We start from the raw sequence: 21,181 nt of genomic DNA, 5'->3' as shown, positions 1-21,181 counted from the left end.
CCCAGCAGAGCGGGACGCTCGCGGAGCCGGGCGTCCGTAGGGGTGGGGTGGGCGAGGTTCCCGGCCGCCTCTGCCCCGTCCAGCACCTCGGCCAGCCGCCGCTCCGCGCCCTGTGCCTGCCGCCGGGCCTGCCGCACCGCGTCCCCGGCAGCCGCGATCTCCCGGCCGAGAGCGGCCGAGCCGGCGGCGCTGGAGTGGGCCTCCCGCGCCTCCAGCGCCGCGAGGGCACGCTCCGCGTGGTCGAGCGCGGCCATCGCCTCGGTGAAGTCCTGCCCGGCGCGGGCCTCCGCGTCGGCGTCGCCGTCGTCGTCGTGCGCCGCGTCCGACCCCGGCTCCGGCTCCGCCTCCTGGTCGGCGTCCGCCGCCTTGCGCTTGCCCTTGTCCTTGTCCGTGCCCTCGGTGTCCACCGGCGTCGCGGCCGTATCCGTGGACGCGACCGTGTCCGTGTCCGTGTTCTCCGGGCCCGGGGCCGCCTCGTGCAGCAGCGTGGCCAGGCGGTCGGCCGGCACGTAGAGCACCGCCGCCTGACCGGTCACGATCGCCCGTACCGCGCGCGGCGCACCGCTCGCCGGCCGCAGGACGAGGTGCCAGGTGACCGTGTCGGCCTCCAGCCGGGCGAAGCCGCGGCCGGGGCTGCGTCCCGGGTCCGTGAGGACAAGTGTCTCGGCGTCGCCCCGCTCGTCCTCCGGCGCGGCGGCGCCGGTGCCGCGCGGGCCTCCGAGGCGCACCTCGGCGCCGGGGCGCCCGGCCGGGAGGAGGACGGAACGGGCCAGGTCCTTGACGACCGTGTCCGGCAGTACGTCGGCGGCCGTGTCCGGCAGTACGTCCGGGGCCGTGTCCGGCAGTATGTGCGCGCCGGGGGCGGACGCCGGCACGCGCAGCCCCTGGACGTGCGCGGAGATCTCCAGCCGGGCGGCGAGGTCGCTGCCCGTTCCCGGGACGGTCACGGGTTCGTGCAGCGTGCCGCCCGCGGCCAGTTCGAGGAACGCCCGGTGGAGGTAGGGCGGGCTGAAGACGGCGGCGATCTTGGAGTGGGTCAGGAACAGCCCGCCCTGCCAGGAGTGGGCGGCGTACGACGCGCCGGTACGCGGGTCGTGGCCGCTGAACAGCGACTCGGCCGCGCGGCGCAGCCCCCGCAGATCGCCGACGGTGCCGACGAACGCCTCGCGGAGCACGTCCGCGGGGAGCGCGGGACCGGGCCGCCGCCACTCCACGGGCGCCGGAGCCGGCACGGTGGCGGGGCGGGGCGCCACCGTGGTGCCGGGCCCGGTGAGCCGCTCCTCGTGGCCGAGGCGCAGGGCGCCCGGGAGCAGCCACTCCCCCAGGGGCTGCCGGTCGCGCCGGCCGACCAGGGGGGTCATCATGCCGAGCGGTGTGGGCACGGCGGCGAACGCGCGGTGCGCCTCGATCTCGGCGGTGAGCCGTACGTCGAACGCGGTGACGTGCGGGCGCAGGACACGGAGCACACCGGCCCCGCGCCGGTCCTCGTCGCGGGTGTGCCGGCTGTCGGTGTGCGAGGACGCGGACTTGAGGACGTCGGGGCCGAGACCGGAGACCAGGTCGACCTGGTCCGAGGTCTCGCCGGCCGTCGTCCGCCCCTCGTAGCCGGTGGTCCGGGTGGTGGTCCGCACCCGCTCGCGGGCCGCCGTGTCCGCGCGCTCCAGCACGTACGCGCCGTCGGCCCGGCCGGCGGAGCGGGGGGCGAGGAGTTCGGCGGTGAGGGTGACGCGGGCCATGGCGGTGCTGTAGCCGTTGCGGTGGGGCACCAGCAGCGGCAGGCCGGTGAGCATGGTCTCCAGCAGGGCCGCCGTGCCCTGCCGGCCGGTGACCTTCCGTAGCTCGGTCTCCACCGCGTCGGCGTGCTCCCGGGAGAGCAGGTCGAGTGCGCGCAGCCGGGTCAGTGCCTGGTGGACGGCGGGGCCGAGGTCGGGGACGGAGAGGACGACGGCCTGGTCGAAGCCGTCGCCGCGGAGGACGTTCGCGGGGGCGACGAGGTGGGGTGCGGCTTCCGCACCGGCCCGGTCCGCCGTCTCTGTCGTCTCCGCCGTCTCCGCGGTCTCCGCGGTCTCCGCCGAGGGGTCGAGCAGTCCGCGTTCCCGTGCCGCCTCCGACGGCAGCAGCGCGAGGCCCGGTACCCGCAGCGGGGTGTCGACGGCCTCCCGCGGGCCGTGGCGACGGGAACTGAGGCCGCCGAGAAGGCCGAGCGGCGCCTCCTCCCAGCGGCGTGCGGTGAACTCCAGCTCCACCGGGGCCTCGGCCCACACGTGGCGGCCGGTCCTGGTCTGCGTCCGGTCGTTGCGCCCGCTGACGGTGCGGCCCGACGTGACGGGCGCGCTGTGCCCGAATCCGAGGGTGAGCCGGGTTCCGCCGCTGCCGGGAAGCGGCGCGGTGTCGTCCTCGGTGGCGGCGCCGACGGCGGCGTCGGCGTCGGTCCGGAGCGCCCGTTCGTCGGTCCCGGTGTCGCGGAGCAGCGCGGTGGCGGTCGTGTGGTCGTAGTGGAAGGCGTGGTCGCTCTCGCCGATCGCGGTCAGTCCGGCCGTCCTGGCCCGCACGGTGATCTCCATGCGGGCGGGCCCGCCCAGGACGGAGCGGCCCAGCGGCCGGCCGAAGACGGGGTAGGGGGCCTCGCCGAGGTCGCCGACGCGGGCGGCCAGGCCGGTCAGGGAGGTCCGCAGGGCGGCCTCGTCCGCCGGGTCGAGCCGGGGGACGCCGACGCGTTCCAGGAGGGCGGCCACCCGTGGGAACAGGTGGTCGGTGCGGATCATGTGCAGGGCGTCCTGCGGGAGCCGTTCGCCGGCGGCCGGACGCCAGGAGCGGCGGGGCGCGGGGGCGGGCGTACGCGGCACGCGGTGGGCCGCCTCCGGTCCGTCGGCGCGGGTCTCGAACTCCAGGGTGCTGCGGTGCTGTCCGTCGGGGCCGCGTTCGAGGGCGAGGTCCTCGGGGACGACCAGCGTCGCCTCGGCGGTCACCGGCTCCGCCTCCACCGGCGGCGCGGCGGCGTCGTCCGGTACGGCGACCGGCGCGGCGCTGATGTGGAACGTCACGGGGCCGCGGAACTCGGCGAGCCACAGCGCGCCGCCGCCGAGCGCACCGGCCGCGGAGAACCCGCCGGTCTCGTCGACGGAGCGGCTCCAGGTCACCTTGGGCACGATGCGGCCGGTCAGCCGGGAGAGTGCCTCGTCCCCGTCCCCGTCCCCGTCGCCGTCGGCGTGGTCGAGGTCGAGGCCGAGACCGGCGGCGGCCTCGGACCGCCGCAGCGCGGAGCTGAGCAGGTCGAACGACACACCGTGGACCACCTCCGTCTGGCCGGGCCGGGAGCGTGTGTAGGTGAAGTCCGACTGTTCGAGGGCCGCCCGGACGGTCACCCGGAGCCGCTCGGTGCCCGGCCCGCCGGGGCGGGTCAGCTCGACGGAGTGGCCCTGTCCCGTCAGCAGGTGGGCGTGGCGGGCGAGGGCGGCCGGGCTGAACGCCTGGGCGAGGGCGAGGTGGTTGGTGACGTGGTGCGGTGCGGTACGGGCCCCGGTGGGGGCGTTCTGCTGCGGCCGGGGTGTCAGGTAGCCGGGGAAGCGGTCATGGACCAGGTCGAGGCCGCCGCGCAGGACCCGCCCGGCGCCCGCCGGGTCGATCTCCGCGACGCGGCTGGTGGGCGGCAGCCACCCGTCCGCGGAGGGCGGCAGCGTCAGGAGCCGGCCGGGGGCGGTACGCACCGCCGTCTCCGGGTCGGTGACCGGAGTGCGCGCGTCGGCCACCGGAACCGGAACAAAGCCGGCGGCGCCCGCCGGAACCGGAACGAGGCCGGCGGCGCCCGCCGGAACCGGGACAAGGCCGGCGGCGCCCGCCGGGACCGGGACGAGGCGGGCGGCGTCCGCCGTCAGCATGCGTATCCGGGCGGTGATCCGGGCCGTGGCGCCGGGGCGGCCCGACAGTGCGCGGGTCTCCACCCGGACGTCGAACTCGACCACGCTGGTGGGTTCGTCGGTGTGCCGCAGCCGGCGCACCTCCAGGCCGCCCGCCTGCTCTCCGGGCCGGGTGTACCGCACGGACCGGGCGAAGGTGAGCCGGGGCAGCGGGACCTGCGCCGGGACGCCGACGGCCGCGGCGGCCAGCGCGACGGCGGGACCGGCGCCCGTACTGGTGCTGTCGCCCTGGACGGACGCCGCGCCGGCGGTGCCCGAGCGGACGTCCTCCACGTCCACGCGGGCCAGTTCGTCGCTGTCCGGTACGGGCCGGGGGTTGTACAGGGCGGCGTCGACACGGATCGCGTCGGTCCGTCCGTCGAGCGTCACCAGCGGCGCCGAGTGGAGTCCGCCCGCGGCGGCGTCGTGCAGCCCCGACAGCAGGGACCTCACCCCGGCGAAGGCGTCCAGCGTCTCGTGGGAGGGCGCCGCCGGGTCGGCCAGGGCCGGGTCGGCCGCGGCGGTCACCGCGGCCCGGTACTCGCCCGCCCCGGTGACCGAGTCCACCCAGGACAGCGCCGGGAGGACGACACCGGCACCGGCCACCGCCGGGTCCGGTGCGGCGGTGGCCGTCGCCGGGGCCTGGGCGGAGGTGGCCGTCGCCGTCTCGTCGGAGAGCGTGGTCCAGGAACCCGCGGTGGCGTGGCGGGTGCCGGCCGGGCCGGGCAGCCCCCGCACGGAGCGGCGCGGGTAGGTGGCGACGAGCGCCCGCTGGACGGCCGTCTCCGTGCGCCGCGCGTCCTGGCCGGGCCGCCGCACCTCCAGCTCCGCCTCGACGTCGTAGAGGAAGCGGACCTCCCGGGGCGCGGAGGCCGGGCGGACGGTCCGGGTGTGGCCCAGCGAGGTGACGGTGCTGTAGTCCGTCTTCTTGGCGAGGGCGCCGAGCAGGGTCCGGGCGAGGGACTCGACCTGCCCGGCACCGGGGACATGGGCGAGGGCCTGGGAGAACGGCAGCGTCAGGTAGGGCCGCAGGCTGTGGTCGACCGTGCGGTCCGCGGCGGTGCTCTCCCGCCAGCTCCTGGCCTGGCCCGTGGCGGGCCGCCGCGTCAGGTCGCGCAGGACGTCCTCGGCGCCCGGCGCACCGGCCGGCTCGCCGCGCGGATCGGTGAGCTGCGTCCAGTCCCCGGGCCGCAGCCGCACGGTGACGGCGAGCGGGCCGCCGGACGGGCGCAGGACGACGGTCAGCCGGTCGGCGACGGCCTCGCGCAGGGCGCCGTCGAGGTCGGTGGCGGAGAGGTACGCGTCCCACTGCCGGCCGGTCTCCTCCCGGAGCGCCGGCGGGACCAGGCCGAGCACGCCGTCCCGGAGGGCGGCCGGCAGCCGGTCGCCGACGAGGGCGTAGCTCTCCGTACCGGCGCCCCGGCCCGCGTCCCGGGCCGTGGCGTACGGCGGCGGGGCGAAGACCAGTCCGGCATCGCGTTCGTCCCGGCTCCGCCGGTCCGTCGCGGCGACCGGGGTGACGGGCTGCTCCCGTACGGGGCGCCGGTCGGGCGGGACGCCGAGGTCGAGGCCGGTGAGCAGGCCGGTGAGGCTCGGCAGGGGCGGGCGGGCGGGGCGCGGCTCCAGGAGTCCCGCCCCGGGGAGGTCGCTGCTCGACGAGTTCGCCGAGGGGTTCGGCGCGTTCACCGGTGACAGGTCCGGCGGGTTCGGCACGGAGGAGAGCGAGAGGGTCGGCTCGGCGTCCCCGGGCGCGTCCCGGACCTCGGAGTCGCTCAGCGCGGTGAACCCCTGGAACTCGGTCGTCCGCTCGCCGGGCCGGGCGGTCCGCCAGCCGGCCACGCCGCCCGAGGGCACCAGGAAGGTACGGCCGAAGCCGATCTGGAACGCTCCCGTCGGCCCCGTGACCGGCAGGCCGAGCCCGTCGGCCAGGTGCTGGACGTATGCCGTCGGACGGGCGGCCGTCGTGGTCGCGGCGTAGCAGGTCACGACGATCAGGGCGCTGTCCGTACGGCGGGCGGCGCCCGCGCGGAGGGCGCGGAGACTGGCGCGGCGCCGCAGGACGGACGCCACCTGGTCGCCCGTGAAGGCCAGGACGCGGCCGTCGCGGGTCATCAGCTCCGTGTGCGGCGCGTCGGGCACGCCGTGGGCGACGAGGAGGTGCCGGGGGCCGGTGCCGGTCCACGGGTTGACGCCGGTCAGGCCGTAGCGGGCGCCGCGGTCGGACACGACTTCGTAGCGCTCGGTGCGCGGCAGGGTGGCGAAGGCGGTGTGGAAGGGGGCGAGTTGACCGTCGGGCAGTGAGGTGTGGCCGATCAGCCGTCCCTCGGGGTCGGCGAGGGGGGTCAGCGCGAGGGCGCGGACGTGGGTCCGCTCACCGGTCACGGACGTGACGTAGTACTCCGGCCCGGTCTCGTCGGCGGCGTCGACCCGGTCGGTCCCGTCGGCACCCTGCGTCCCGTCGGCCGTGCGGTCGGTCTCGGGATCGACGTACACCCAGCTGCCCGCGGCGGAGTCGTCCCGGGCGCTGTCGACGGCCCGCACCTCCAGGTCGCCCCATGGCGTCTCGAAGAAATCCACCTGGCCGGTGTGCGCGTAGACCCGGGCGCCGGTCCGGTCGGCCACCACCCTGGCCAGGTCGAGGCCGAACCGGGCGGCGTGCGAGGCGACCAGCCAGACGGGGCCGGGCTGGAACCGGTGGCGGGCGACGAGGTCGGCGAAGGCGTGCGGGGTCACCCGCAGCGGCTCCCCGCCCCGGTAGGCGAGGACGGCGGGCGCGGTGGCCGGGGGGACGCCGGGGTCGTAGTCGAAGCGCCAGACGGAGCCGCCGTCGGCGGACCGGACCTGCCGGGTGCCGCTGTCGGAGGTGGGGACGAGATCGAACCCGGCGAGCCGCCCCGCGCCGTCGAGCAGGCCGCGCAGGTCGAGGTCGTGCAGGGACACCGTGCCGGCCGGGGCAGGCGAGACGCGCCGCGCGGTCGCGGGCGCGGTCACGGGCGCGGTCACGGGCGCTCCGTGGTGCCGGTCCGCCGTGGTTCCCGCGTCCCGGCCGGTTCGCCGACCGCGGGGACCGGTGGAGCTCATGCGCAGCCGGGCCACCCCCGCGGGCAGGGTGCCGGTGTCCCGTGCGCCGGGGTCGAGGCCCAGCTCGCGCAGGGCCCGCCCGGCCTCCTCCACCTGGCCCTGCGCCCTGGTCAGCGCCCGCGCCGCGTTCCTCGCCGGCCGCGCGGCGCCGTACTCGGTCAGGGCCGCGTGGTAGGCGGCGAGCGCGGTCGTCAGCCGCGTCAGCGCCGGGTCGGTGACCAGGGGCGGTACGGCCGACTCGGCGGCGCCCGCACCGGCCCTGCCCTTGCCCCTGGTCGCGATGGCGGTGGCGGCGGGTACGGGGGCGGCCGTGCGCCGGGCCGCCGCTTCCCGGACCAGCTCGGTGGAGGTCACCAGGGCCGGTGCGTTGAGTACGGCGTCGAGTTCCAGCGGACCGTCCACGTACCGTCCGCCGTGTCCCTCCCACTGGTACCTGTTGCCCTGCCGGGAGGTGCTGAGGGCGTAGACCAGCGTGTCCACCCGGCCGTCGGGGGCGAGGACGTGGGCGAGGGAGGCCCCGCCGCTGCCGCCGTCGAGGTGGACGTGGAGCGCCTTGTTGGCGTGCACCGCGTTCTCCCGGGGGCGGCGCGCTCCGGACGCCACCTCGCTCAGCACCCGCAGCCGGTCCGCGGAGAGCCGGTCGGGGCGTACGTGCGCCGCGTGCACCAGGCGTCCGCTGTACTCCCAGGTGCCGCTGTCGTGCGGGGCGAAGCCGGTCAGCCGCCGCTCCACCTCGGCGGCCTCACGGGCCCGTTCGGCGTCGCGTTCCGCGCGGGCGCGGGTCCACACCGTGCGCGCCGCCTCGGTGACCCGGGCGTGGTCGTTGCCTTCGAGGACCAGACCGAGACCGTCCAGCCAGCGGTGGAAGTCGGTCTCGAAGGCGACGAGGGCGGCCTCGGAGGTGCCGAGGAACGGCGCGAAGGTGTAGTCGCGCCACAGCGCGGGGTCGTTCCTGAGGTCCTCGACGACGGTCGGCGCGCCGAGCAGCAGGGGCAGCAGTTCGGGGTGGCCGGACAGGGCCTCGGCCAGCCCGGTGCTCCCCGGGTCCAGCAGCAGTTCGGCGGCGTCGGGCACGGCGGCCAGGGCCTCGGCCCAGACCGAGGTGCGGGCGGTCCGGTCGGCCGTTCCACCGGCCGTGGCCTCGGCGCGCTGCCTCGGACCGGCCCCCTCGCGCCGCCGGCCGGGCGGAGCGGTCGCCGTCGTCCGGCCGGGCGGAAGGGTCGCCGCCGCCCGGCCAGGTGGAACGATGGCCGTCGCCCCGAGGGATGGCTCGGCGGCCGTCGCCCCGACGGATGGCACGGTGGCCGTCGCCCCGACGGGTCCGGTGTTCTCGTCGAGCGCGCGCAGGAGCGGCTCCGGTGCGGGCGCCGTGGCCAGTTCGCGCAGCCTTCCGTCCCGTGCCAGGGAGCGGAGGGTGCCGGTGGTGCGGGGTTCGCGCACCGCGTGCTCCAGCCAGGCCGGGGTGGCCAGGAACCGGGCGGTGAACTCGGGCTCGTTGTCGAGGAAGCCGGTCAGCTCGGTGTCGGAGAGCAGCCGCCGGGTCCCCGCGGCGTCCAGCCCGGTGGGCGCGGAGCCGTGTGCGACGACGGCCGACAGCAGCGTCCGGCGGTGGGCGAGGCGGCGCACGAGCGGGGCGGTCAGCGCCTCCGAGAGCACCCGGTCGGCTCGCGCGGCCCGCCACAGGCCGCTGTCGGCGCGGGCCGCGTCGAGCAGGCGGTGGCTGCGCAGCAGCGCCTCCGTGAGCCACGGTGCCCGCTGGATGTCCTGGCGGAGCCGCGGGAGTTCCGTCATCGCCTCGGGCAGGCCCCGTACCGACTCCAGGGCCCGGCGCAGCCCGGAGCCGGTGCCGGCCAGCCCGTCGGCGAGGTCAGGGTGGTCGCGCAGCAGCCGGTGGACGGCCGGCCGGCGCCGCAGCAGCCGGGCCACGTCCTCGTCGGCCGCCAGCGCCGCCACGACGTCCGGGGCGGCCGTGGCGGTCTCCGCCAGCGCTCTGTCCCCCAGCACGACCGGGATCTGGGCGCGGTGCCGGATGAGCTGACTGGCCAGCGGCGGGTTGTCCAGGAGCTTCCGGTAGCCCTCCTCGGTGGTGAGGGCGTCCGGGCTGTCGGCGAGGGCCTCTGCCAGTCCCGGCACCGCCCCGAGGACGCTCAGCAGGTCCGGGCGGCTCGCCAGGGTCCGCAGCAGCGGCAGGCTGCTCACCGTGGCGCGGACCACCGCCCCGCCGCCGGGCCTGGCGGCGAACCGCGCCAGGTCCTGGCGGAGTTCGGGGTTGTCCATCAGCGTGTCGGAGACCGGACCGCCGTCGGCGACGGCGCGGACGAAGTCGTTGCTCCTCGTGATCAGCGTCTCGTCGGCGGCGCTGGAGAGCCGGCTGGTGAGGTGGCCGTGGTACAGCGTCAGCCGGGCGAGGTCGGGGCTGTTGACGTACCGGGCCAGCAGGTGGGGGTTGTCGGCCAGCCAGAGGCGGTTGCGGCGGTCGGTGACGAAGAGGCGGTAGAGGTAGTCGTTGGTGCGCAGGGCGTGCGTGAACGACGCCTCCGCGTGGATCAGCGCGAGGCTGAAGTCCGCAGGGTCGGCGACGAGGTCCAGGAGCGCCTTGCGGTCGCGCAGGGCGGGCAGCAGTTCGGCGTTGCGGAAGAGCGCGGCGCCCAGCGCGGGCCGGGCCCTGGCGAGGTCGAGGAGACGCGGGTGCCCGCGGGTCTCGCGGTTCACCTCGACGAGTGTCGCGAGATCGGCGGCGTCGTTCCCGAGCCGGGTGCGCAGTGCCGTCTCGGCCTCTCGCTCGGTGAGCTGGAAGAGGCCCGCGAGCCAGAAGTCGTGCCGCTGGAAGACGATGCCCTCCACGGACACCGTGGGGTCGCCGAGGGCGCGGACGGCGCCGAGCAGGTCGTTGATCCAGGCGCGGCTCTTCTTGTTCTTCGCGGACCTCTTGGTCTCGGCGACCCGGGCGAGTGCGTCGTCGAGCTGCCCGAGGTGCAGGGCGAGGGCGAACGTGGGCCGGACGACGGCCTCCGCCAGCGCTTCGGGGGCCGCGAGCAGCAGTTCCCGGGCGTCCCCGCGGTTGCCGAGTACGGTCGTCGTCCGCCGGTCGCCGTACAGGCGCCTCCAGTGCTGCACGGACAGCGGCAGTCCGGGCCGTCCGGCCAGCTCGCGCACGAGCGACGGATGCGCGCGGAGGTGGGCGAGGAAGGCCGGCTCGGTCAGGGCGGCGGCCGCGCGGCTGTTCCTGACGAACAGCGTCAGCAGCGCTCCGCCGTTCTCGACGACGGCCTCCGCCAGTTCCTCGCGGACGTCCCGCAGCGCGTTGAGCATCACCTCGCTGCCGGGCACCCGCATCAGGGCCGGCAAGCGGTCGTCGGTCCGCATGCGTGACTCCAGTCCGGCGAACGGCCGGTGGAGGAAGTCGACGGCGGAGAAGGAGTCGACGGTGTTCGCCAGGCTCGGGTTCCAGTAGACGGCGTCCCGTACGGCCGGGCCCTTGGCGAGGAACGCCGCCAGCCGCCGTATGACGCGGGGTCCGCCCGCGCCGACCGCGGAGCTTTCGAGCACGGAGTGGCGCAGGACGGTGTTGAGCACGCCCGGCGCGAACAGCTCGGGCTCCGTGCCGCCTGCCACCAGGGCGCGCAGCCGGGCACTGCCCGGCCGCAGCAGCCGACGGTACTGATGGGGCTCCGGCAGCAGACCGGGGTGCCGGGTCAGCGCCGCCGCGAGACCCCTCTCGCCCTCCAGGACGCCGACGAGGTCCCGGTCGGCGAGCACGGTGTCCGCGACGGGGTCGACCGCGCGCAGCGCCTCCGGCGCCGAGGTGTCCCGGGTGATGTGCGCGGCGGTCCGGGGCGACGTCCCGGGTGGGTCGGTGGCCTCGGTGAGAGCGGCTGCCAGCCGGTCGTCGGGGACGGCGTCGAAGGCCCGCGGGTCGTGGGAGAGCGTCCGGGCCACCGCGGGGTTGCCCGCCGCGGCCTCGATCAGCTCCCTGGACCGGGCGATCCGCGCCCCGAAACCGGGCACGTCCGGCAGGAGGTCGACGAGCCGCTGGTCCCGGGCCAGCACGTCGAGTACGGAGGTGTCCCGCAGCGCCGTCGTGAGCAGGCCCGGGACGTGGAAGAGGGCGTACGCCTGGTCGGCGTGCGAGCGCAGCGCGGTGCGGAGTCCCTCGTGGGCGAAGAGCTGCCGGTAGTCGACGGGCGGCGCCGGGACGGGCCCGGTGACGGCCGACAGGAGCCCGGTCAGCAGGGCTCCCTCCTGTGCGAGCACCTCGGCCCGCAGCACCGGCCGGTCCGCCCTCGGCAGCGCCTCGGCGACCTCCGGGACGCGCGCGGTGAGGGTGGCCAGGGCCAGGGACGTCGCGGACGCCACGGTGCGCAGCAGTTCCGTCTGGCCGGAGAGCCGGTGGGCCAGCTCGGGCAGGTCGAAGAGCCACTCCGTCCACTGGGCCCCGGACTCGATCGCGTCGAGCACGTCGCGGCGGCCGGAGGGGGTCTTGGCCACCAGGGCCGCCAGGTAGGCGGGTTCACGGCCGAAGATCCCGGTCTGGTGCGGCTGCCGCTGCGGCAGTTCGGCCAGTCTGCGCAGGAAGGCGGGTGAGGAGGCGAGGACGTCCGGCATGTCCGGGTGGGCGAACAGGAACGTGTTGAGCCACGCGTTCCCGGCGGCCTGCTCGACCAGGTGGACGGCGTCGGGCTGGAGCGTACGGAGCACGAGCGGGCGGTGGGTCTCGTCGGTCCACCGCTGGTCCAGGTGGACGAGGGTGGTCAGCGCCGTGACCGGCATCTGGTCGTGCCAGCCGGCGCTCTGCACCAGGTCGGTGACCCACCTGAGCACCTTCGCCCGGTCGTAGGGGGACGTCGCGGTGAGGGAGGTGACGGCCCGGTCGAGTCGGGTACGGACGGCCTGCGTGAGCGGGGCGGGCTGGGCGAGCGGGACGGGCTGGGCGAGGGGCGCGGGCTGGGTGAGCGGGGTGGGTTGAGCGAGGGGGGTGGATTGGGCGAGGGGGGTGGATTGGGCGAGGGGGGCGGTCCGTCCGGTCTGACCGAGCTGTCCGTCCCTGCTCGTCTCACCGGTCCGGCTGCTTCCACCGGCCCGGCTGCTCTCACCGGCCCGGCTGCTCCCACCGGCCCCGCTGGCCTCAGCGTCCCGGCTGGCCTCACCGGTCCGACTGCTCCCACCGGCCTGGTTCTGCGGCGGCGCGGTGGACCGGGGCGTCTGCCTGCGCTTGGGGGCGCCCGCGCGCAGCCGGTCGTCGGCCGCCCGCAGGTCCGGGTTGTCGGCCGCCAGCCGGTCCGCGAGGCGCTCGGCGGCCTCGGGACCCTCGGTGTGCAGGGTCTCGGCGATCCGGACCAGGGCGACCCGGCGGGCGGCGCGGCGGGCCTCGGCCGCAGGTTCCCGGCCGATCTCCAGCGGGGCGGAGAGATGGTCGCCGGCGGCGACGAGCAGAGCTTCGGCCGTGTCGGTGGGGACACCGAGCCACGCGGCGACGTCCCGCACCTCACCGGTGGGGACGGCGGCCTCGCCCTCCGGCCGGACGGCCGTGTCCGTTTCCCGTACGGTGTCCGGCCCGACGGCGACCGTCCCGGCGGGGCGCGACCGTGCGGCGGCGGACCGGCCGGCGCTGAACGAGTCGGCGTACGCGGCCTCGTGCGCGGCCCAGGAGGCGGACAGCGGCTGGGGCGCCCAGAGCGAGGTGTAGGCGGCGAGGACGTCGGCACGGAACCGGGCGGCGAGGTCGTCGAGCCGGTCGCCGTCGTACTCCCGCTCCGCGCGGAGCGCCTCGAAGGACTCCGCGACACCGGTCAGCATCGGTCCGACGCCGCTCTCGAAGGCGAGGTGCGCGGGCAGCGTGCGGGTCTGGTCGGCCAGGACGGCCCGCCAGCGGCGCAGCAGTCCGGGCAGGTCCTCGCGGGTCACGGGACCCGCGGTGAACAGGGCGTCGTAGGCGGACAGCAGCCGTTCGTCCAGGCCGGCCCGGACGCGGGCGGTGTCCGCCTCGGTGAGGACCGTGCCGGGACGGGCGGCGCGCCACCGCCGGAGCTGCTCGTCGAAGATCCGGCCGGCCGTCTCCGTGACCCCGTCGCGGGCGTGGCGGACGGTCAGCCACGTGTGCAGCCGCTCCGGGTCGGTGAGTTCGCCGTACGCGGTACGCCACTGCTCGGCGCGCCGGGCCGTCGGGACGGGTCCGGGTGCGGTGACCACGGTGTCGAAGCGGTGGCTGACCGCCGCGGCGACGGTCGTCTCCAGTTCCCGCAGGTGCAGTTGGCGCAGCTGGGCGAAGTCGACGCGGAAGTGGTCGAGGAACGCCTGCCCCGCCCCGGAGTCCGTGGCGGACCAGGACGCGGCGGCCCGTTCCACCGCCTCCCCGGAGCGCACGATCTCCGCCTCCTGGACCGCTTGGACCACCAGCCGCGAGGGCAGTGCGTCCAGCAGGCCGGTGAAGCGGCTCCGCCACTCCGCGGGCAGTGCGCGGCCCCCGGAGACCGTCCCGGCGGCGGCGCCAGGCACCGGGAAGATCCGCTCGAAGTCGTCGACGAGTGCGCGGGCGGCGGTGTCGAGGACGCGGGCGAGTCCCGGTGCGGACACCTGAACGCCTCCGGATTCGCCTCCGGACCCGCCCCCGGCCACGCCCGTGACCCCACCCCTGACCTCACCCCTGACCTCACCCGCGTCCTCGTCCGTGTTCTCGACACCGAAGGCGGAGAGCACCTCCCGCGCCTCCGCGTCCAGCCGGCCGGACAGGCCCGCCGCCAGGTCCGCCGCCAGATCCGTGGCCGTCCCGTGAAGCCGTTCGAGGTGTCCGTGGAGCAGGACGTGGTGGTCGAGCCGGCCGGGCACCGCGTCGAGCAGGGTGCGCAGCCGCCGGGCCGCCTCCCGGTACGCGCCGGGCAGTTCCGTCCGGGCCGTCACCGGGGTGAGCGTCTCCCGCAGCGCCTCGTCCCACCGCGCGCGGAACTCCCGGCGGACCTCCTCCTCGGCCGCGCCGACGAGTTCGGCGCTCAGGGCGACGGGCGCCCGGTCCGTGGCGGTGACGTTCCGGCGCCACGTCTCCGTGACCTGCCCGCCCCACACGGTGCGGAACGTGGTGTCGAAGGCCGCCTCGCCCCGGGCCGCGCCCAGTTCCCACGCGGCGGCCGTGTCGAGGGCGAGCCGGAGCGCGTCGTCGTTGTCCGAGACCGGGTCGGCCCGTCGCTCCGCCGCCGTGAAGCGGCCGAACTCCTGTAGTGCCCGGTCGTGGACCCGGATGAGCTGTTCGTCGGTCAGCCGCAGACCGGACTCCCGCGACCACTCCTGGAAGGCGGCGTCCGCGCCACCGGCCTCTTCGGCGTTCTGCTCGGTGAGTTGCTCGGCGAGTTGCTCGTCGCTCTGTTCGGCGAGTTGCTCGGCGTAGCGCCGGTACAGGTCCTGCTGGGCGTCGCGCCAGGCGGGCACCCGCCAGTCGTCCGCCGCCGCGTGGCCGGGCGCGGCGACGAGCGGTGCCGGGACGGTGGTGTCCTCGGCGGCGAGGGCGGCCTCGGCCGTGCGCGTGTACTCCTGGCGGAGCGCGTCGATCCGGTCCCGGGCCCACCGGGCCGTGTCCTCGTGCGCGAGTGTCAGCCGCGTCTCGGACCGCTCTCCCGTCAGCCCCGCGAACTCCTGGTGCGTCAGGTGGCGGGTCCGGGCGACCTCGTGCAGGGCCTCCAGCTGAGCGGTGAGCCGCTGCAACGCCTCGGTCCGGGCCTGGGCGGGCAGGAGGTCGAGCCGTCCGCGCAGGGGCTCGGTCAGTTCGCCGCGCTGCCGCTCGTACCACCGGGTCAGGCCGGCGTCCCAGTCCCGGCCGGGGGCGAACCCGGCGGTGCGGTCCGCGAACGCCTGCTCCAGCAGTACGGCGGTACGGGCGTGTGCCTGCTGCGACAGCACGGCCTGGCGGGTGTCCTCGTCCAGTTGTCGCAGCCGCTCCCCGCGGACGGTCTCGTCGGCGACGGTCATGATCTCGGCCCGCTCGGCGGCGTACTCGCCCCGCATCTGGGCGAGTTGCCGCGCGTACCAGCGGCGCTCGGGGCCGGTGGAGCGGGCCCAGCCGTCGGCGAGGTCAACCCGGCCGCCGGCGCCGTCCCGGTCGCCCCGGTCGTCCCGGACCAGCAGGGCGTTGTCGAAGGCCGCGTGCGCCCGCCGCTCCGTCTGCCACGCGCGGTGGGCCTCGGCGTACCGCTCCCGGTACTCCTGGACCACTTGCGGCGGCGCCTCTTCCCCGTCCAGTGCCTCGTGGAACCGGTCGGCGAGTGCGACGGCCGCCGTGGAGTCCGCGAAGGCCGGGGCGGACCGGTCGGACAGGACCGTGGCGACCTCGCTGTCGAAGACCAGGCGGCTCCGGCCGCGCGCGGCCAGGTCGGCCCGGACCGACTGCAGGCGCGCGGCGAGGTCCTCCAGGGCGCGGGTGCGGCCGGGGGTGAGGCCGGCCGGTCCGGCGGTACGGTCCTCGGTCCAGGCGTCGGCGAACGCCTCCCGTACGGCGGTGACGCGGTCCGCCGCGGTGGGGGAACGCAGTTCGGGGTGGTCGGTGAGGCGGGCCGCGAACTCGCCATAGGCGTGGTCCCGGGTCCGTACGGCGTCGCGCAGGTCCGCGAGCGCCTCGGTGGCCGGGGCGTCGGCGGCGCGGGTGGCCGCGGCCGGGCGGGGCGCGGGGGCAGGGGCGGGGTCGGTGGTGGCGCGGGCGGCGGTGGGGGTCTCCTCCGGCCGGTTCAGCAGTTGCTGCGTCTGGGCCTGGTCCGGGGTGTCGCCGCCGCGGGCCGCCGTCCCAGGCCCGCCATGGGATTCGGGCGGGCCTGAGGATTCCGGCGAGGTGCGGCTGATCTCCAGGCGGGTGAGGTCGAGGGTCCAGGACGGTTCGCGGTCCCGGGCCGTGTACGCCTCGTCGCGCTCGCGGGTCTGCCGGGCCAGCGTCTCCCAGCGGTCCCGGGCCGTGCTGCCGAGGGCGTCGCGGGCGGCGGCTTCCTCCTCGGGTGAGGTGTTGCGGGCGGCGGCGTCCCACTCGCGGGAGAACCACGACCGCAGCTCCGCCAACTCCCGCTGGTACTCCTGGAGGACGCGCGGCGTACGGACCTGACCGGCCGGTATCTCGGCCTGTCCGGCGAGTTCCTCCAGTACGGCGCTCTTGCCGAGGAAGCCCTGGAAGTTGGCGACGACCTGGCCCCGCCAGGCGGCGTTCTCCTGCCGGGCCGCCTCGCGGGCGGCGTCGGCGCGGGCCCGTTCCGCCGCGCCGAACGGCCGTTCCGTCTCCTCCCGCAGGGCGTCCCACTCGAGGCGCACGGTCTCGCGGAAGGCGTCCGTGTGGTCGCGTTCGCGCTCCAGCCAGCCGCGCACGTCCCGTTCGGAGGGGCCGTAGAGGTCGTGGTAGCGGTCCGTCCAGTCCTGCCGGAAGTCGTCGGCGAGGCGGTCGTACGTCTCCTCCGCCACGTCGAAGCGGCGCCGGGCGCGTTCGGTCAGTTCGCTGCGGTGGGCGGTCAGGCCGTGGAACCGTTCGCCGCCCTCGCGCAGCGCGCGTTCCATGCCGTACTCCAGCCGGACCCGGTCGGTGAGGGAGTTCCGGGCGAGCGGCAGGTAGTCGCGGAAGAGGACGGTCTCGCCGTCGGCCACCCGCTCCCGCGTCCAGGTGCCGTCGTCCGCGCGGCCGGCCAGTTGCCCGAAGACGCGTGTGACGTCCTCCTTCAGCCCTTCGCGGGCGCGCCGCGCGCCGGGTCCGTCCGCGTCGAGGCGGTCGGCCATCAGGTCCGCCTCGGCGAGGCCGCGTTCCAGTCCGGCCTGGAAGTCCAGCCGGGCCGGGAGTTCCTCGACCAGCCGGTGCTGGGCCTGCCGCATGTGGAAGGAGTACGCCCGCCAGTCCTCGGCGGACAGCTCCCGGGCCCGGCGTCCGCCGAGGAACTTCTCCCCCTCGGCGGCGAGGTCGGCGCGGTGCCCGGCGACGACCGCGTCCGTGTCGATCCCGGCGGTCTCCCCCGGGTCCCGCCCGTTCGAGGCGAGCCACTCCGCGCGCGCCGTCCCGACGTGCTCGGCCGTCTCCGTGCGCAGGCCCTCCTCCACTGCCAGGGCGCGCAGGCGGGCGGTCCAGCGGCCCGGCGCGTCCGCCAGCCGCGTCTCCATGGCGTCCCGGTGCTCCACCCACTCGTCGTGGGCGGCCCGGCGGCTGATCCGGTTCTCGTCACCGGGGAGGGTACGGGTCAGCTCGTCGAACTCCGCGCGGAACTCCTCGCGGGCCCGGTCGACCCAGGAGGCCGGAGCGTCGTCGTCGCCACGGGCCGTCGGGCGTTCCACCCGGGCGGCGTCCACGGCCCGCAGGAAGAGGTCGTCGGCGGCCGCCTCCAGTTCGAGACGGGTCCGCAGGCCCTGGTCGAGTTCGCGCATCCCGGTGTCGAACCCGTCCCGCAGCCGGTTCATGTCCAGGCTCTCGAAGGCGTCGCCCTCGTCGGCCCGCAGGCTCTCGGCGACGCGGTACACCTCGCGTGACGCGTCCGCCGCGAACGCGTCCCGGGCGCGTGCCCGCACCTCCTCGGGGAAGTGCGCGTAGGCGCCGTCGCCGTCCTGCGTCGCCTTCCGCCGTCGCTCCAGCACCGTGTCGGGTGTGTCGCCGTCGGCGGCCCGCAGGGGGGCGAGGCCGGTACCGGCCAGCCGGTCGAACGACCGGAGGGCACCGTCGTGCGCGAGCCGTGCGGCGGCGGTGATCTCGAAGTCGTCGCGGAGCCCGGCGGAGAGGCGGTCGAACCGCGTGACGAACTCCGAGCGGGCGATGTCGCCGCGCTGGTACGCCTCGAAGTCGGGCCGCCAGCGCTCCTCGAACCACGACGCGACGTCCTGCCGCCACGCGTCCCCGCCGTCCCGGCCGGCGGGTGACGGTGGCTCCTCACCGGCGGCGAACACGGACTCGCCGCCGGCGCTTTCGGGGTCGGTGTCCGCCGGGGTCTCGCGTCCGGACCGTGTGACCGTCCGGCCGCCGCTGCCGTCCGGCGCGGCCGCCGTGTGCGGACCGGGGAAGACCCGTTCCGGATTGCCCAGATGGGCGTCGAACGCCTCCCGCACCCGCCGGTGCGCCTCCTGCTCGACCTCGAACCGGGTGCGGTGGTCACCCACGACGGCGTCCTGCGCCTCCCGCCAACGGCCCGCGAGTTCCGGGTCGTCGCCCCGGAAGACGTACGGTTCCGCCGGCCTCCCCCCGACGGTGTCGGGAGCGACGCCGGGTGCCGGGGGGTCGTCGCCGTCGAGACGGTCGAGCCCCGGCCGGGCGTCGGCGGCCACCCCCGCCTCGTCATGAGCGGAGCGCAAGGCGTCCTCACGAGCACTCCCGGCTCCGGTGCCCCGGTCACCGGGGGGCGAGGTCTCGGTGCGGTTGGTGGGGGCGTCGGTGGTGTGGGCGGTGGGGGTGTCGGTGGTACGGGGGGCGGCAGTGTCCGTGGCACGGGGAGCGGGGGTCTCCGTGGCGCGAGGGGCAGGTGTGCCCGGGGCGGTACGGGCCGACGCGTCCGAGACGGTACGGGCGGTGGTGGCCGTGGGGTCGGGGGCGCCGGTGCCAGGTCGTGGCGCGGGAGTGGCCGTGGGCGTGGCCGTGGCCGTGGTTCCCGTGCCGGGGCGGGGATCGGGTGCGGTGGCCGTCTCGGCGGTACGGCCCGGACCGGACACGCCGCTCATGTCGCCCGCACCGGGCCGGACGGGGCCCGCGGTGGCCGCCGTGCCGCCCGCCGGGCCCGAACTCACGCCGCTCACCGCACTGTTGGCCGGCCGTGCGGCAGCGGCCGGTGCGGTCGTGGAATCTGTACGGACGACGGGCGCGGGACCGGCCTCACCCGTACCGGCACGCACGGCTCCCGGGGCGGCGGGCGCCGGAGTGGCGGTGCTCGGGGTGGCGGTGCTCGGGCGGGGCTGCGCGGTGGTCGCGGCGGGAGCGGACGTCGCCGAGGTGTCCTGCCGGACCGGACCGGGCGCCGCCGCGTCGGCCCGCCCGGCGGCGGAGACCGGGGTACCGGTACCGGTGCCGGTGCCGGTGCCGGTGCCGGTGCCAGTGCCGGTGGCGACCGGTTCCCCGGTCCCGCCGGTGGTCCCGAACGGCCCGGACGACTCAGCGGCACCGCTGATCCCGGACGACCCGGACACCCCGGTGGTCCCGGCACCCGGATCAGCCGCCCGGACCGGCGCGTCGGTCCCCGGGACCGCTTCCCCGCCCCGGACCGGGGCGGGAGCGGCGGCCGTACCGGAAACGGACCCGCCGTCACCGACGTCCGCCGTCGTGGCCGCGCGCTGCGCGGTGTCGGCGCCCGGCGTCGTCGTGACGCCCGGTTCCGCGGTCCGGACCGGCCCGGCGCTGCCGGGTGCCGGGCCGGTCGTGGACTCGACGGCGCCCGCGCCCGTGTCGGCCACGCGGGTGCCCTGACCGCCCGTACCGGAAGGCGCCGTCACGGCGTCAGGAGTGCCGGACCCGGTCACCGCCCTGCTGCCGTCTCCTGCCGTGGCGGTGGACGGCGGTGTGCCGGTCCCGGCGTCCGGCCGGACCGTCGTGCCCTCGGGTGCCGCCCCCGACTCGAAGCCGGGGAGCCCGTCCCGCGTCGGCCGTGGACCCCCCTCAGCCGTACCCGCCGTACTGGACACACTGGTACCGACGGGGCTCGTCGCCGTGCGGGAGCCGTCGTCGCCGGTCGCCCGCGTCCCGCCCGGTGCGCCGGGGCCGACCTCGGCCGCGCTCGCCGCCGAGCCCACCGCCGGCCCGGCGGACCTCGTGGTGACCACCGGTCCCGTCGAAGCGGTCGACACGGTCGACACAGTCGTCGACGTCGACGTCGATGTCGGTGTCGGTGTCGGTGTCGACGACACCGGCGCCGCGTCGCCCCCCGTCCCCTTCCCCGGCGTCACCACGAGCGAGTCGGCGATCGGCGTGCCCTTCTGCCCGCCCGCCCCGGACGTCCCGGATATCCCGGACGTCCCGGACGTCCCGGACGTCCCGCCCGCCGCGCCCGTCCCCCCGAGGGACGACCCGTCGTCCGGCAGGGACTTGACCACATCCGCGAGGGCGCCGTCCGGGTCCGCGCCGTTCGACCGGCGGCCCCCGCCCGTTCCGGGCGAACCGAGCGCCGCGCCCGCCGCGCCGCCCAGGGCCGCGAGGCCGAGGTCCATCTCGCCGCCGATGGCCGCGTTGGTGGCCGCGCCGCCGACCACGCCCGCCGCGCCGCCGATGACGGCCCGGCCGATGAAGGTGTTGGAGCCGCGCGGCGCCACCACCCGGCCGATGCCGGACAGCGCGCCGAAGGCGGCGCCACCGATCGCGCCGCCGATCGCCATGTCACCGATGGCCTTGAGGTCGATGTTGTGACGGTGCCCCTGGAGCATCTCGATCACCTGGAGCAGGGTCTCCAGGCCGGCCATGACACCGGTGCCCACCGCCGCGGACAGCAGCAGCCGTTTCAGGATCGCCAGGACGATCTGGCGCACGCCGGTGATCACCGCGGGGATGGCGGCCATGCCGAACAGCGAGTTCATCAGGAACGCGAGTTCCACCAGCATCCACGACAGCATCGCGATGACGAGGTTGGTGGCGTGCTCGACCTGGAGGGCGAAGTCGTCGCTCATCACCCGCAGGTTGTCCGCGGCTTTCGACAGCGCCGGCAGGGTGCTGTTCAGCTGCCGCATGTAGTCGGCGAACGCCTCCTCGGAGCCGCCGCTGAGATGCGTCTGCACCTGGGCGCTGACGGTGTTGATCTCCCCGACGAAGGAGACGACCTGACGGCCCAGGTCGGCCCAGATCTCGCCCTGGCGGCGCAGCCCGTCGGGGTCCGCCTCCGGCAGCTTGGTGCCGGTGAGGTACGCGGCCCAGCGCAGCGCCTCGGGTACCTCGGCCACTAGCGGCGGCCCCCGCCGCCCGAGTTGCCTCCCTCGCCGATCGTGGTGCCGAGCCGCGAGGTGGACCGCGTGGCCTCCAGTTCGGCGGTCGTGAACGCGGCGGCGGTCTTCCGCAGCCCCGTCTGCGCCTCGGTCAGCGCCTTGCCCACGCCGGTCGTCCCGTCCAGGACCAGCAGTGCGGAAGGATCGTGCTTGCCCTTGAACTGCTGGCCGAAGCTGTCGTTGCCGGCGGGGTCGCCGAGCGCGTTGAGCTGGCGTCCGACGCCCTCGGCGAGCACCCGCAGCTTCTCGGCCAGCGGCTCCATGACCGCGGCCACCCGCTCCAGACCGTCGGTGTCGACGCGCAGGATCTCCGGCAC

Annotated in this window: 2 protein-coding genes (1 of these 2 cut by a window edge); both read right to left on the bottom strand. The window is 76.7% G+C overall.

Going from position 1 to position 21,181, the window contains the following annotated elements:
* On the bottom strand, positions 1-20,822 hold the 5' portion of the coding sequence (locus UW392_RS01700) for a hypothetical protein (RefSeq protein ID WP_320773018.1). Its footprint begins 12,160 nt before the window's first position; the window shows 20,822 of its 32,982 coding nt (coding positions 1-20,822); it begins with the start codon at positions 20,820-20,822; its stop codon lies beyond the left edge, outside the window.
* The gene (locus UW392_RS01695) at positions 20,822-21,181 is read right to left on the bottom strand and encodes a hypothetical protein (RefSeq protein WP_320773017.1); all 360 of its coding nucleotides are present in this window, start codon (positions 21,179-21,181) and stop codon (positions 20,822-20,824) included. The genes UW392_RS01700 and UW392_RS01695 overlap by 1 nt, the downstream gene beginning before the upstream one ends.

This window comes from Streptomyces sp. CRN 30, assembly GCF_034105845.1.
The sequence above is the reverse complement of the archived record's forward strand: the minus strand, read 5'-3'. Positions and strand labels throughout refer to the sequence as shown.